This is a genomic window from Bacteroidia bacterium (assembly GCA_019695265.1).
In the GTDB taxonomy this organism is placed as follows: Bacteria; Bacteroidota; Bacteroidia; order JAIBAJ01; family JAIBAJ01; genus JAIBAJ01.
Genome location: JAIBAJ010000085.1, coordinates 1 through 15,787, shown reverse-complemented (window position 1 = coordinate 15,787; position 15,787 = coordinate 1). Strand labels below are relative to the sequence as shown.

12 protein-coding genes are annotated in these 15,787 nt (G+C 37.8%); 9 read left to right on the top strand and 3 right to left on the bottom strand.

Annotation, left to right across the window (positions count from 1 at the left end):
• On the bottom strand, positions 1–743 hold a 743-nt coding region (locus tag K1X82_11680), incomplete at its 3' end, for a cytochrome P450 (protein ID MBX7182767.1).
• A gap of 422 nt (positions 744–1,165) precedes the next feature.
• On the opposite strand from K1X82_11680, the gene K1X82_11675 reads away from it, so the two are divergent.
• Together K1X82_11675 and K1X82_11670 are read left to right on the top strand one after the other, a co-directional pair.
• The gene (locus K1X82_11675; protein MBX7182766.1) at positions 1,166–2,410 is read left to right on the top strand and encodes a U32 family peptidase; all 1,245 of its coding nucleotides are present in this window, start codon (positions 1,166–1,168) and stop codon (positions 2,408–2,410) included.
• A gap of 49 nt (positions 2,411–2,459) precedes the next feature.
• Complete coding sequence (locus K1X82_11670; protein MBX7182765.1) at positions 2,460–2,627, top strand: hypothetical protein; 168 nt, start codon at positions 2,460–2,462, stop codon at positions 2,625–2,627.
• 4 nt (positions 2,628–2,631) lie between these two features.
• Here the strand turns inward: K1X82_11670 and K1X82_11665 are convergent, their stop codons facing one another.
• Positions 2,632–4,200 (bottom strand): LysM peptidoglycan-binding domain-containing protein, encoded by a 1,569-nt coding sequence (locus K1X82_11665; protein MBX7182764.1) that lies wholly within the window; start codon positions 4,198–4,200, stop codon positions 2,632–2,634.
• 193 nt (positions 4,201–4,393) lie between these two features.
• Positions 4,394–5,602 (bottom strand): sulfate adenylyltransferase subunit CysN, encoded by a 1,209-nt coding sequence (locus K1X82_11660; protein ID MBX7182763.1) that lies wholly within the window; start codon positions 5,600–5,602, stop codon positions 4,394–4,396.
• A gap of 191 nt (positions 5,603–5,793) precedes the next feature.
• On the opposite strand from K1X82_11660, the gene K1X82_11655 reads away from it, so the two are divergent.
• From K1X82_11655 to K1X82_11625, 7 genes are all read left to right on the top strand, one after another.
• A complete protein-coding gene (locus K1X82_11655; protein MBX7182762.1) occupies positions 5,794–7,758 on the top strand; it encodes a peptidylprolyl isomerase in 1,965 nt (654 codons plus the stop codon).
• Positions 7,755–8,663 (top strand): hypothetical protein, encoded by a 909-nt coding sequence (locus K1X82_11650; GenBank protein ID MBX7182761.1) that lies wholly within the window; start codon positions 7,755–7,757, stop codon positions 8,661–8,663. Before K1X82_11655 ends, K1X82_11650 begins: the two co-directional genes overlap by 4 nt.
• 102 nt (positions 8,664–8,765) lie before the next feature.
• Complete coding sequence (locus K1X82_11645; GenBank protein MBX7182760.1) at positions 8,766–10,151, top strand: peptidylprolyl isomerase; 1,386 nt, start codon at positions 8,766–8,768, stop codon at positions 10,149–10,151.
• A 21-nt stretch (positions 10,152–10,172) separates the two neighbouring features.
• Positions 10,173–11,138 (top strand): AAA family ATPase, encoded by a 966-nt coding sequence (locus tag K1X82_11640; protein ID MBX7182759.1) that lies wholly within the window; start codon positions 10,173–10,175, stop codon positions 11,136–11,138.
• Positions 11,139–11,151: 13 nt separating this feature from the next.
• A complete protein-coding gene (locus tag K1X82_11635) occupies positions 11,152–12,039 on the top strand; it encodes an aldehyde dehydrogenase family protein (GenBank protein MBX7182758.1) in 888 nt (295 codons plus the stop codon).
• Between the two features lie 383 nt (positions 12,040–12,422).
• A complete protein-coding gene (locus K1X82_11630; protein ID MBX7182757.1) occupies positions 12,423–14,162 on the top strand; it encodes a T9SS type A sorting domain-containing protein in 1,740 nt (579 codons plus the stop codon).
• The coding region (locus K1X82_11625) for a collagen-like protein (protein MBX7182756.1) at positions 14,159–15,787 on the top strand (1,629 nt) is incomplete at its 3' end. The genes K1X82_11630 and K1X82_11625, both read left to right, overlap by 4 nt.

The window sequence follows — 15,787 nt, the reverse complement described above, 5'->3', positions numbered from 1 at the left end:
TCATGTCCACCAAAAATCAACAAAACACAGGTTGCCAAAACATCGTTGTAGGTGATTTGACCGGCTTCTTCGGCAGAAATCAGCAAGGAAATCATATCTATTCCGGGGTGATCGCGGCGGTGAGCAATCAAAGGTTCAATGTAATTAACTAATTCATTAATTCCTTCACAAGCTATTTCGCGGCGACGAGGTTCATCGGCTTTAATAAAGAAGAACACCCCTATGGCTTCGCTCCATTCCTTAATTTTTTCCCGATCAAGGTCAGGTGCACCAATTAGCTCCAGAATTACCGACATTGGAATATCGTAGGCAAAATCCTTCACCACTTCCATTTTTCCTTTGGCTACTACCTTATCCAGTGCACGTTGAACAATTTTACGCACCATAGGACGGTAGCGTTCGATGGCAACCGGGGTAAATAATTTATTGAGTAGCATACGCAAAACCGTATGATCAGGTGGATCACGGATTACCATCCAGTATTTCAAAACATTAAAAATGGGTGCAATGGATTCCCTTTCTTCCTGAGAAAGTTCATTGGCCAAATACCCCATCCGGTCGGATGAGAAATGTTCAGCGTCTCGCAATACATCTACTACTTCCTTATAGCCGGTGAGAACCCAACCTTTCCAACGTTCATTCCAATGAACACGATCGTTTTCGCGTAAACGACGGTAGTAAGAATGCGGATCGGCAATCACTTCGGGCGCCATCAGGTCGTCTTTTTGTGCTGTTAATTCCATATTATCAATTAATTTTCATCAAATGTAAAAGGGGCAAAAAGGGATAGGTATGACGGCGGTCAGGCAAAAGATGTAAAAAATCAGCTCACTCTTGAACTCCTTGATTTTAGTGAACTTCAACAACAAAAATCCCATTACTACCTTAGCATAATACCATGAATCAGGTAGACTTTTCAAAGCCCCATTCCCAAATTGCGAACATCTTCATTACCCAAAAACAACTGATTTGAAATGTACCATTCTACGGAAGAAGGAAAACAATTTCCAATGAAAACATGAAGGACTTCAAAATCCAGGCATAGCAAGGATAAAATAGGAACTGGCCACCTTTCCAAGGTTAGTAAGAATGGTACTTTCGGGGAAGGAAATAACATCTTGTTCGGAATGCGTATCTTTGCAAACTCTTCTATTTACCCACTAGTATGGATACAAGACCCCAATTATTAGCTCCGGTAGGTTCATTTGAAGCCTTACACGCAGCCATTCAGGCAGGAGCTGATGCAATTTATTTTGGAGTAGAACAATTAAATATGCGAACCAAATCAGTGCCCACCATCACTTTAGATGATATGGCTGAAGTAGCAGGTTTGTGCAAAAAAAATGGGGTAAGATCCTATTTAACCCTGAATACCATCGTTTATGATCATGATATAGTACTAGCCCAGGAAATTGTAAAAACCTGCAAGGAAACAGGTATAGATGCCATAATTGCCTCTGATTTTGCAGTATTTGAAATGTGCAAACGATATGGAATGCCCTTGCATATTTCTACCCAGGCCAATGTTTCAAACATAGAAGCGGTTAGTTTTTTTGCACAGTTTGCAGATGTAGTGGTTTTGGCTAGAGAACTTACATTAACCCAGGTTGCCAAAATAACCCAGGAAATAAAACGAAGGAAAATTACAGGACCTAGCGGAGAATTGATAAAAATTGAAGTATTTGTACATGGAGCTTTGTGCATGGCTGTTTCAGGAAAATGCTATTTGAGTTTGCATGAAAAAAATGCATCTGCAAACCGTGGAGCTTGTGTTCAAAATTGCCGTAGGCCCTATGAAGTAATAGATAAGGAAACCGGAAACGTACTAGAAATTGACAATGAATATATCATGTCGCCAAAAGACCTTTGTGCCATAGATTTTGTTGATCAGTTAATACAAGCCGGGGTTGCCGTTTTTAAGATTGAAGGAAGAGGAAAGTCGGCCGATTATGTATATACAACTACAGAGTGTTATAAAGAGGCTATTGATTCAGTGATGGAAGGTAGTTACACCAAAGAAAAGGTAGAAGTTTGGAAGGAGAAATTAGCTTCAGTATATAACCGAGGATTTTGGGAAGGGTATTTCATGGGAAAAAAACTGGGTGAATGGACAGAAAAACATCCGGGTTCTAAAGCTACTGAGAAGAAAGTTTACATTGCGAGAGGGACCAAATATTACCCCAAATTAGAGGTTGCTGAATTTGAAATAGAAACCGGACAAATAAAAAAAGGTGACACCATTATGGTAATAGGCAGAGATACCGGTTATGATAAAATCCAATTAGTTTCTCTTTTTGTGAACGGCCAAGAGGCAGAAAATGCCGTCAAGGGTGACAAAATCACTTTTAAGTATAATAAGGGAATCCGGAAGAATGACAAATTGTATAAAGTTGTAGCAGAGCATGCCTAAATTAGTTCATTACCGTTCGAAATGTATTGGTTGTAATATATGTTTTGAAATGCAACCTGAATATTGGCGATTATCCAAAAAGGATGGTAAAGCGACCTTGCTTCATTCCGTTTTAAAGAAAACTACCCACATATTGGAAATTCCGGAATTTACCAGGGAATTGAGTTTGCGGGTTGTGGAAAGTTGTCCAGCCAAGGTAATAAAAGTTATGGAATAAACTTTTATCCAACCCTTAATCTTTGACCAATTTTCAAGGTTGAATTTCGGTGCAAATCATTTAATTTCAAAAGTTCGTCGAGGCTTAGGTTATTCTCTGTTGCAATTCTAAAAAGAGTATCACCTTTTTTAACTGTTACAAATTTTGATTTTGGAGTGCTTGAAACGGGTTTAGAAGGATTTTCCAGTTTTGTTTCAACAGTTTCTTCTATGGCATTTGCCGGAATTGATTTGGATTCAGTATTTTCAGCCACTTGCCCCGGTGCATCGGTAGTAGTAGGTTTGGATTCCGGTTTTGCCACTTCCACTTTCTTATTAACATAGATGGTAAGTACCTGCCCGGTATGAACGCTGTTTTTCTTTAGGTTATTCCAGGTTTTAATATCGTAGACAGTACATTTATATCGGGCGGCAATACGGGTCATTGTTTCCCCTTTTTTCACTTTATGTTTCTTTTGTACTTCTACACTTTCAAACTCCTTATTGCTAGCGAAAGCTACGTTTTCAATTTCCTTAGAATACTCATAAACGGAAGCCTCATTACTAAGAAATTTGCCAATTTTAGAAATTGGAAGTACCAAGGTAAAAGGCTCTGAATTACTTTGAGGAGGAGGAATTACCAGACGTCTGTACATTGGATTGAGGTATTGAATATCCTCCATTGGAATATCCAAAGCATTACTCAATGCTTCAAAGGTAACACGGTCACGTACTACAACAGTATCCACTTCGTAATGAAAAACACGCGGAGAAATCGGGAATAAATTATGCTCGGAGGCATAATTCATAATGTAATTCACTGCAAAGAAGGCAGGCACATACCCTTGAGTTTCTACTGGAAGGTAAGGACGAATTTCCCAATAGTTCATTTTACCTCCCGCTCTGCGAATAGCTTTGTTAACTGTACCTGGTCCACCGTTATAGGCTGCCAAAACCAATTCCCAATTTCCAAACATATCGTATAAATACTTAAAGTACTCACAAGCTGCAATAGTTGCCAAATAAGGGTCGCAACGTTGATCTACATAAGAAGTAACGTCGAGGTTATAAATTTTCCCTGTTTGATACATAAATTGCCAAAGACCTCTCGCTCCTGATTTTGAAGTTGCAATAGGATTTAAAGCAGACTCCACAATGGCAAGGTATTTCAATTCCAAAGGCAAGTTATACTTATCCAATTGTTCTTCAAACAAGGGAAAGTACTGTTGAGATAGACCAAGCAATCGTGGCACTAAATCCCTTTTCCTTATCGAATACGCGTCGATATACTGCTTAACTGCGCTATTATAAACCAAATGAAAAGGAGATTTGGCATTCAGTTTAGAAATTCGGTATTGATAAATAAAGTCATCATACTTAGGAACCGAATCTACAGGAAATTTGTAGATATTTAATATATTTCGATCAGTTGTAAAAGTTGAATTCCTAAAAAACTTCAAAGTAGAAAGGCTATCTAGAACCGAAATAATCGGATCATCTTCAACAAATCGAACGAGGGACTGAACCTGTGCTGTGGCCAATTGATGAAGGGCTAATATCCCGCCCAAAGCCAACATAACTATCTTTTTTACCATTTTAAAATGGAGTAATGCATTAATTAGTTTCAAACGTGCAATATACTAGTAAATTGCCAAAACAACAAACCAAGATTCTCAAGTTATCCAATATGCTTTGTTAGAACCAAGGTATTGAAAGGACAAAGGTAGGTCATGTCAAAGAGGTTCTTTCTCTGGCGGGGAAATCTTAACAATTTTTCAAACAGCACCATTAAACTAGAAAAGCTGCTGCGGTAAAATTAGAGCTCGGATCGATGAGGATTCCCCTGCTTAATTCAGGAATCGAACCTAGAGAATAAAGTATAGGACTATCCAATTGCAGTTCGAGCCAAACAAAATCATTTAATTCAATGGATTCCACATTTTCCTCCAAAACACCGGTATCAATAGCATACCTTTGGAAAATAGAATCTATTTCCCCTTTCACCACCATTCCAGCTACTTTAATCCAAAAAACAGAATGAATTCTGGCCGGATTCTCTGAAAAATAACAGCATCTAACCTTAATTCTATCCTCCCAACAAATATCCAAGTTGCCGTTCACCAACAAATCCCCCCTTTCAATACTAACTTCCGATTCAAGTTTCAACGAGGCTGCTTCTTGAGCTAAAAGATTTTCACAATAACTACCGGCTTTCCAGGCAGATAGAATATTAACCGGAACATCCCCCGGCAACTTCACTATATTTCCCAAAGAAAAACTGCCTTGAAGCACTTTACCCATGGCAATCCACTTGTTATCAACCTTACTTGCATGTTGCACCCACATTGCAGCCGCATTACCTGTGGAGGTTTTTGGATTAGAATTCTCCAGACAAGTTAATAGAGTTGGTCCAGCATACCAATTCATTTTATTACTTTTAACAACTAAGTTCTCGCCGTTCAATGCAGAAATAGGGATTACAACCGGACTACTATTTAACTCATTGGAAAGCGCCAATAAATCGGATTGAATCGAAATAAATTCCGCTTCTTGATAGTCCAATAAATCCATTTTATTAACAGCATATATTAGTTGCTTAATACCAAGAAAATCAACAATATAACTATGTCTCTTTGTTTGTTCGGTAACACCACAAAGTCCGTCTACCAGGATAATTGCAAGATCAGCATTGGATGCAGCCGTGAACATATTTCTGGTAAACTCTTTATGTCCCGGAGAATCAGCAATTACGTACTTTCTATTCGTGGTAAAGAAATAGCGATAAGCAACATCGATGGTAATACCTTTAGCTCTCTCATCGGCTAAACCATCGGTAAATCTTGAAAAATCAGGTTGTCCATTGGCAGTTAAATACTTGGAAGAAATAAAATTGAACTCATCCTTGGGTATATTTCCGGTTTCGTAAAGAAGCCTTCCAATAAGCGTACTTTTACCATCATCAACACTACCTGCGGTAATAAACTTTAAAATTTCCACGAAGCGAAGGTAAAACTTACAAGAACATCTACAGGAGATTAGGGGTCACTAACTTGCTTTGTGTTTTGCATTTTCGATCCAGGTTTGAAACAAAATTGCCAACTTTTTCAGTGTATTAACTATTTTTAAAGTCGTCTTTAGCAAATACTTATACATTTGCACCCCGCAAGAAAAGTTATCAACTAATGAACATGAAGAAAATTTCACCCATATTCATCTTAACAATTTGTTTATCAACGATTTCAGCATTTTCCCAATCAGGTTCAGATCCGGTTGTACTTACAGTTGGGGATAGCAAGGTTACCCGTTCTGAATTTGAAACGGTATACAGGAAAAATAACAAGGAAACTTCAGGCGACCTTCAAAAAGCATTGGAAGAGTACATGGAATTGTACATTAATTTCCGTATGAAAGTTAAAGAAGCTGAAGAAGCAAAATTAGATACCGGCAAAGCGTTCAAAGATGAGTTAGCGGGTTATCGCAAGCAACTTTCACAGCCTTACTTAGTAGACAAAGAAGTATCTGATAAACTTTTAAAGGAAGCTTATGATCGTCAAAAAACGGATGTAAAAGCCTCCCATATTTTAATTAAATGTGAACAGAATGCGCTACCTAAAGACACCTTAGCCGCATTTAATAAAGCCTTGGAAATTCGTAAAAAAGTATTGGCCGGTGAGAAATTTGAAGACTTGGCTAAGAAGTATAGTGAAGACCCATCTGCAAAGGATAATGGAGGAGATTTGGGTTATTTCACTTCCATGCAAATGGTTTACCCTTTCGAAAATGCGGCCTACAATACACCGGTTGGGCAGGTATCACAACCAGTAAGAACCAAATACGGCTACCACATTCTAAAGATTTTTGATAAACGTGATGCACAAGGTCAAGTATTAGCTGCCCACATTATGGTTAAGGTGGCAAAAGATGCTAAACCGGAGGATACAGCAGCCTTTAGAACAAAAATTAATGAGATATATCAAAAATTAGTTGCAGGAGGCGATTTCAAAGATTTGGCAAAACAATTTAGTGATGATAAACAAAGTGCAACAAAAGGTGGAGAATTACCTTGGTTTGGAACAGGAAGAATGGTTCCGGAATTTGAAAAAGCTGCATTTGCTTTAAAAAACAATGGCGATTACTCTACTCCATTCAAAACTTCCTATGGTTGGCACATTGTTAAACGTTTGGATAGAAAAGGAATTCCTAGTTTTGAAGAACAAAAAAATGACCTAAAACAAAAAGTTTCTAAAGATTCCCGTTCTCAACTTAGCAAAGAAAGCATCATAGCCCGTGTTAAAAAGGAATATGGATTTAGTGAAGATTTGAAAAAAAGGGATGAATTTGTTTCGGTGGTTGACACCAATGTATTTAAAGGACTTTGGAAAATAGAAAGCGCCAAAAATCTCAAATCATTTTTATTTAAAATCGGTGATAAACAATATACACAAACTGATTTTGCAACTTTTATTTCAAAACATCAGGCAAAACGCTCGGCCATAGATATGGGTGTTTACATCGGCAGTTTATATAAACAATTTGTAGACGAAAGTTGTATTGCCTTTGAAGACACCAAACTAGAAGGTAAATACGCAGATTTCCGTAATTTGATGAAAGAGTACAGAGACGGAATTTTATTGTTTGATTTAACTGATAAAAAAGTTTGGTCCAAGGCTGTTAAAGATTCTATTGGGTTAAAAGCTTATTATGAAAACAATAAGAGCAATTACATGTGGGAAGAGCGTTTGGATGCCACCATTTACACTTGCAAAGATGCTGAAGTTGCAAAGAAGGTACGCGAACAATTGATGAAACAAAATAAATCAGGCAAACCAAGTGATGAAGAAATAAAAGCTGAATTAAACAAAGACAGCCAGCTAAATTTAAAAGTAGAAACCGGAAAATTCATAAAAGGAGAAATGGATGTTTTGGAATCTGTTAAATGGGAACCTGGAATTTCACCGGACATTGCCTTTAACGGTCAAATTGTTGTTGTAAATGTTAAAGGGAAAGTAGCTCCAACTCCAAAAACATTAAATGAAGCTAAGGGATTAGTAACTGCTGACTACCAAGTATATCTAGAAAAAGAGTGGATAGATTCATTAAGAAAAAAATATCCATTCCAAGTTAATAAAGACGTGTTATTTTCGATTAAGTGATTCTTATAGAAAAATCAAAGAATAAAAGTGAAAATGCTTTATCCTATTGGGGTAAGGCATTTTCGTTTTTACCCCTGCTATTTTTCACGGGAACTATTTTTCTTTCATCTTGCAACTTCTTTAATAAAGGAAAAGGGAAAAAAATTGCCCGAGTAGGAAGTGATTATTTATACGAAACAGATGTTAAACAAGTGGTTCCTGACGGATATACTGGCAAGGATAGTTTAGAAGTAATTCAAACCTATATCAACCAATGGATAAAAGAGAAACTTGCTATACAGGAAGCCCTCGATAATATTAAAGAAATGCCGGAAGATTTGGATGAACAGGTTGAGAGTTATAAAAATTCACTCATTCTTTATCAGTATCAAAAAGAATTATTGGCTACCAAACTTGATACCACGATATCCAACAAAGAAATTGAGGATTATTATGCCAAAAATAAATCCAATTTTGAATTAAAGAACAATATCATCAAGGTAGTTTATGTTAAGGTAGATCAAAAAACAAAAGATCTTGATAAAGTTAGAAAATGGATAAAATCTTCCGACCCCAAGGATCGAAAAAATTTAGAGGACTGGTGTATCTCCGGGGCCATTAATTATTACCTCGACGATAATTCATGGTTAATCTTTGATGACTTATTGAAGGAAATACCAATTAAAACTTACGACCAAGAAGATTTCTTAGAAAACAATAGATTTGTTGAAATTCAAGACAATAGCGGTTTATACTTGGTTAATATTAAAGGATTCAAAACAAGAGATGATATTTCCCCTATTAGTGTAGAAAAGGAAAACATCCAAAATATTCTAATAAATAAAAGAAAACTGAACATTATAAAAGAAATGGAAGAAAACCAATTCAAACAAGGGTCAGAAAAAGGAAAATTCGAAATATATTAGAATCTGAAAATTCAAATTACACTTTCAGGAAGCTTTTTATTTTTTTTTATGACAATTGAAATGCTGGTGAATTCACGCTTTAAAAGTACTTTTGGCTCGACAATGAAAATAATCCTAAAAAATACACCAATTTTATTTTTACTCACCATTATGATGGTTTGTCTAAAGCCTCTAAGCTTATACGCGCAACCTTCACCAATGATTGCAGATAAAATTGTTGCGATAGTGGGTGGACATATCATTCTTTTAAGCGAAGTAGAATCACAATACCAACAGGTGGTTCAACAAGGAATGCCTACAGATCAAAACACTCGTTGTACTTTGTTGGAAGATCAATTATTCCAACGCTTACTTTTAAATCAAGCAGAACATGATAGCTTAGTAGTAAGTGATGATCAAATTGATGATGAGATGACAAGAAGGATACGTTTTTTTATCCAACAAATTGGTTCTCAAGAAAAACTGGAAGAATTTTATGGAAAATCTCTAGTTGAAATTAAAGCGGATTTCAAGGAACTAATAAAAGATCAATTATTATCGCAGCAAATGCAGCAAAAAATCACCGGAGATGCAAAAGTTTCACCTGCGGAGGTTAGACAGTTTTTCAATGAAATCCCAAAAGACAGTTTGCCATACATCAATTCAGAAGTTGAAGTTGGACAAATAGTTGCAATGCCTAAATTTAATTCAGAGGAGAAAAAAATTGCAAAAGATAAGGCAGAGGATTTAAGGCAGAGAGTTCTTAATGGAGAAAATTTTGGATCATTAGCTGTACTTTATTCCCAAGATCCAGGAACTGCAGCGAATAGCGGTGAACTTGGCTTTTTTGAACGAGGTCAAATGGTACCTGAATTTGATAGTTGGGCTTTCAGATTAAAAGGGAATGGCATTTCAGAAGTTTTTGAAACGGAATATGGATTCCATTTTATGCAGCTAATTGAACGAAGAGGAGAAATGGTTAACGTAAGACATATCTTAATTACACCTCAAATGTCACAAGAGACTGTAAGTAAATCCAAAAATAAATTAGACTCCGTTTATGCTGATTTAAAAGCAGGCAAATATACTTTTGAGAAAGCTGCAGAAAAATTTTCGGACGATGAGAATACCAAAAACAATGGCGGTCTATTGCAGAATCCGAGTTCAGGAAACTCTAAATTTGAAGAAGATCAATTAAATACGATTGATCCACTGCTATTATCAGCCATTAATGAATTAGAGCCAGGTCAATTCACCAAACCAATTGCATCAAAGGATGAAAGAGGAAGGAATTCCTATAAAATATACTATTTGAAATCTAGAACAGCACCGCATGTTGCAAATATGCGAGATGATTACCAAAGGTTACAAGAAGCTGCTTTGTCTGAGAAAAAACAAAAACTTATACGAGAATGGATAAAAAAGCACTCCCAGGATTTATATGTAAAGATTGATCCTGACTACAAAAACTGTGTATTCGATAACAATTGGATTAAAGAAACTAATTAATTTCGTATAGCTCCTAAAGAAATGGTTAACTTCAAAAATGATGCAGAAGCAATTGACGCTTTTGGTAACAAATACAAAAATTTAAGAAACGAAATTTCAAAAGTCATTGTTGGTCAGGACCAAGTAGTGGAAATGGTTTTAATTAGTATATTCAGCAAAGGACATTGTTTACTTGTTGGAGTACCTGGATTGGCAAAAACACTTTTAATAAATACCATTGCCAATTCCTTGGGATTAAGCTACAATAGAATTCAATTTACACCAGACTTAATGCCAAGTGATATTACAGGAACGGAAATTTTGGATGAAACCAGGCATTTTAAATTTATCAAAGGTCCACTCTTTGCAAATATTATTTTGGCTGATGAAATAAACAGAACACCTCCTAAGACGCAAAGTGCATTGTTAGAAGCAATGCAAGAACAGGCTGTAACTGTTTCAGGAAAAAGATATGATTTAGACAAACCCTTTTTTGTTTTAGCCACTCAAAATCCTATTGAACAAGAAGGTACATATCCGCTTCCGGAAGCCCAATTGGATCGATTTATGTTTAATATTTGGTTAGATTACCCAACTTTAAACGAAGAGATTAACATTGTTAAACAAACTACGGCAAACCACCGAATAGAACTCTCCAAAATTCTTACAAGTGAGGAGATTGTTTATTTTCAAGATTTAATAAGAAGAATTCCGGTGGCAGATAATGTGGTAGAATATGCTGTAAAACTTAGCACAAAAACCCGCCCTAACACTGAACATTCTACTGAAATGGTCAATAAGTACCTAAGTTGGGGGGCAGGTCCAAGAGCAAGCCAATTTTTAGTAATTGGAGCAAAATGCCATGCAGCAATAAGAGGTAAATACTCACCAGACATAGAGGATGTTAAAGCAGTTGCAACTTCCATATTAAGGCACAGGATTGTAAGAAACTACCGTGCCGAAGCAGATAATATAAGTTTGGAAAAAATAATTGATAATCTTTTATAGTAACTTTGTTGGAATGCCAAGATTAAATATTTTGAAAACCTATAAAATCTATATTGGAGGTCAGTTTCCTCGAACTGAGTCTGGAAGATTTTATGAAGTATTTTCTCCGTCAAATAAACTAATAGCAAATGTTTGTTTAAGCAGCAGAAAAGATTTTAGGAATTCGGTTGCGGCGGCATCTAATGCATGGTTAAGTTGGTCCGGTAAAACGGCATACAATAGGGGTCAAATCCTTTATCGAATTGCAGAAATGCTTGAATCAAGATCACCTCAATTTATTGAGGAATTACAGACCTTAGGCTTTTCTAAAACTCAAGCAATAAAAGAGGTAGAACAATCTGTTGATAAACTAGTATATTATGCAGGTTGGGCTGATAAATACCAGCAAATTTTTAGTTCAATCAATCCTGTTGCTTCTCCCTTTTTCAATTTTTCTGTATTAGAACCAACAGGTGTCATTTCAGTTATTGCTCCGGAAGAATCGCCCCTTTTAGGTTTAGTTAGCCTGATTTCATCCATTATTGTAGGAGGAAACACCTGCATTGTTTTAGCCTCTGAAAAACTTCCTTTAAGTGCCGTATCCTTTGCGGAGGTTCTTCATAGCAGTGATGTACCGGGAGGTGTAGTAAATATTCTAACAGGAAAAACGAAAGAACTACTTTCACACATGTGTAGTCATTTGGAAGTAAAAGGGATATGTTATGCTCGGAAAAGCTATTCTGAAATTAAAGAATTAGAAGAACTTGCCACGCTTAATGTAAAAAGAGTAGTTTTATTTAATCAAATAACCGATTGGAGTTCAGAAACAACCAATTCCCCATATACTATTAAAGACTTTCAAGAAACCAAAACTACCTGGCATCCAATTGAAAATATTGGAACTTCAGGAAATAAATACTAGTCATGAAAAGAAAGTATATTGATCTTTTGGCTATTGGAATGTTATCTGCCCTATTTCTCTGTTCAGGATGCAGAAGCAAAAGGTGTGATTGTCCAACGTGGGGAAAAGATAAACATCACGGACTACTCCATATGCCAAATGTTAATTTAAACAATTCTTTGATTACCTAGTGAAAAGAAATCTGAAACAGACAGTAATTCAACTACATAGGTCTTTAATTTAAATTACTGAATATCAAACAATTAACACCTAGCCTTACATTTGTTGAAAACTTATTACCTTAATTTTCGACCATCTACATACCCCAAACCCATTTTTTTGTCGTTTTAATGACGAAATTTGCAAAAGTTTTATGACTTTTGTTCGTTTAACACATTTTCATTTTGAGATTACTACTACTTCTACTTTTGTTTCCGTTGTTTGTTCTGAAAGGATTCGGGCAACAGATTCTGCAACAGGATTTTAATCCGGGTGGAGGCGTTCTAAATGGAAATGGAAATTCAATTAGTTTTAGTATTGGACAGCCGCTTTATTCTGAAATTATAAATGGTTCTACGAGTATTAATGGTGGCTTTCAACAAGGATTAAGTACTTTCCCAATTTCTGTTTCGACAGATAGTGTTGACTGCAATGGCACTCAAACTGGGGCTGCAGGTTTAACAATACTAGGAGGTTCTCCTAATTATACCATTCAATGGAGTAGCGGACAATCTGATACTGATTCTGTTTATGGATTAAGTGCAGGAATATACCAAGTGACTGTTATTGATGCTTTCGGAATGCAATCGGATACCACCTTTGAAATTCAAGAACCACCGGTATTAAGTGCAATTTCAGCATCCTATCCAGAATCCTTAACGGCTTGTTTAGATGGGATTGCACAATTTGATATGATTGTGACAGGAGGAACTCTGCCTTACACCTATTCTTGGTCCAACTCTCAAGATATAATTGGAGAAACAAACGTTCCTAATCCAATTTTCTATCCTATTAATACCTTTTCTTATTTAGTTGTTGTAAATGATTTCCATGGTTGTACGGTATCGGCAAACCAAAACTTGGAGGTTAGTACCACTGGTGGGTGGTTTGAAGGGACTATTACATATGGCGGTGTACCAGTGGGTGCCGGTGATGTGGAAGTTTTCCTTTTCCCAACTGACTACGCTTTAGGTGCTTTAGAAAACTATGATTTAGTACCAAACATTGATACCTTAAACTTCCCTCGTTCTGCTTTTACAGATGCTAATGGAAGATATAGAATTCAAGGAAATCTTGATGATGTTTTTTACTATTTACTTGCTCGGCCAAGAAACATTTCAAACATTCCTCTTGCAGTTTGTACATATTTTGATTTTGATACAATTCCGGTTTACCTGTGGCAAAATGCAGACTCAGTTTTTTCCAATTGCGGAGATACCACAACCTTGAATTTTCCACTTGTAGAAGTTGAACCTCATTCAGGACCGGGTCGAGTTTGGGGTTATATTCGTTGGGATAATGCATACGGAAAGACTGAAACAAGTAATGACCCAATACCTTTAATTGACGTTGTTATTGAAAAGGATTCGGTACCCTCTAGGTTAATTGATTACACTCAAACCGATAACAATGGTTATTATGAATTCAACAACTTACCTGCTGATATTGTTGGTGGAGATTGTTACAGAATTTATGTAAATTATGCCGGTTTAGAACATTTTAATTCTGCAATGCCTGGAACTCCGGATCAAACCTATACTCCATGCCTAAATTTTAATGATTCCGTTGAAGGTGAATTAAACTTTTGGATTGATACCTTAAATGCCCCTGGTTCAGATGTAGCCCCTGGGATATATATGAATAACAACCCTACACCTGATGGAATTGACGAAGATAATTTAGCCAATTGGGTGCAAATCTATCCTAATCCAGCAGATGATTATATGTCTGTCAAAATAAGAAATGCAGAATTTAGACCTGTCTCTATTAAAATACATGATGTTGCAGGAAAATTAGTATTCGAACAATTTAATTATTCTAAAAACGAATTGATTTTAACCCCTGAACAAATAGTGCCCGGAATGTATATGATAGAAATTGAACGAAATGGGCATCAATACTTCAACAAAATTGTATTTGAATGATAAAGACATTAACTCCATTAAATAGCCTGATTATGAAAAGAGTCTTATCCATCCTCATTTTTACGTTTTGCTTAACAAGCCAAGGATTTTCCCAATCCGGTTTTATCAGCTACCAAGGTGTGTTAAGAAATAATGCCGGTATTGTTCAACAAAACCAAGCAGTCAATTTACGTATTAGTTTGCGTCAGGTTTCTCCTGCAGGAACAATTGTTTACCAGGAAACTCATTTAACAAATACTAATAACGTCGGACTTTTCAATATTAAAATAGGTTCAGGAACTCCAGTTATTGGCAGCTACATTAGCATACCTTGGGGAACATCCGATATGTTTGTAGAGGTTGAAGCAGATGCAAGTGGAGGAAATAATTTCCAATCGATTGGAACAACTGAACTTCTTTCAGTTCCATTTGCCCTTTTTTCTTTAAATTCAGCAAATCCTGGCAATCCAGGAGCAACAGGTGCAACTGGTGCTGCAGGTGCCAATGGAATTGATGGTGCAACAGGTCCAACTGGTCCAACTGGCGCTGCCGGAACAAATGGGGCAACTGGAGCAACTGGAGCAGCGGGTACAGCTGGTGCTACCGGTGCTACGGGAACTAACGGAGCTACAGGACCAACTGGTGCCACAGGCGCAACCGGTGCTGCAGGAACTAACGGAACAAACGGAGCAACAGGTGCTACCGGCGCAACTGGTGCCGCAGGAACAAACGGAGCTACTGGTGCTACTGGTGTTACTGGTGCTACCGGCCCAACAGGTGCTGCCGGTTCAAACGGAACTAATGGAGCTACAGGTGCTACCGGCGCAACTGGTGCTGCTGGAACTAACGGTGCCACCGGTGCCACTGGTGCTGCCGGAACAAATGGATCAACAGGTGCAACAGGAGCTACTGGCGCAACTGGTGCCGCAGGAACAAACGGAACTAACGGAGCAACAGGTGCCACTGGCGCTACAGGTGCTGCCGGAACAAACGGTGCAACAGGTGCAACAGGAGCTACTGGTCCAACCGGTACTGCAGGAACTAACGGTACAAACGGAGCTACTGGCGCAACAGGACCAACTGGTGCTGCAGGAACTAACGGTACAAACGGAGCTACTGGCGCAACAGGACCAACCGGTGCTGCAGGAACTAATGGTACAAACGGAGCTACAGGAGCTACAGGGCCAACTGGCACTGCAGGAACTAATGGTACAAACGGAGCTACAGGAGCTACAGGGCCAACTGGTGCTGCCGGAACAAACGGTACAAACGGAGCTACTGGCGCAACAGGACCAACTGGTGCTGCAGGAACTAATGGTACTAATGGAACAAATGGAGCCACTGGAGCAACCGGACCAACCGGTGCTGCCGGATCAAATGGTACAAATGGAACAAACGGTGCTACTGGTGCAACCGGACCAACCGGACCAACCGGACCAACCGGTGCTGCCGGATCGAATGGTACGAATGGAACAAACGGTGCTACCGGTGCAACCGGTGCAACCGGACCAACCGGTGCTGCCGGATCAAATGGTACTAATGGAACAAACGGTGCTACTGGTGCAACAGGTGCAACCGGACCAACCGGTGCTGCCGGATCAAATGGTACAAATGGAACAAACGGTGCTACTGGTGCAACCGGTGCA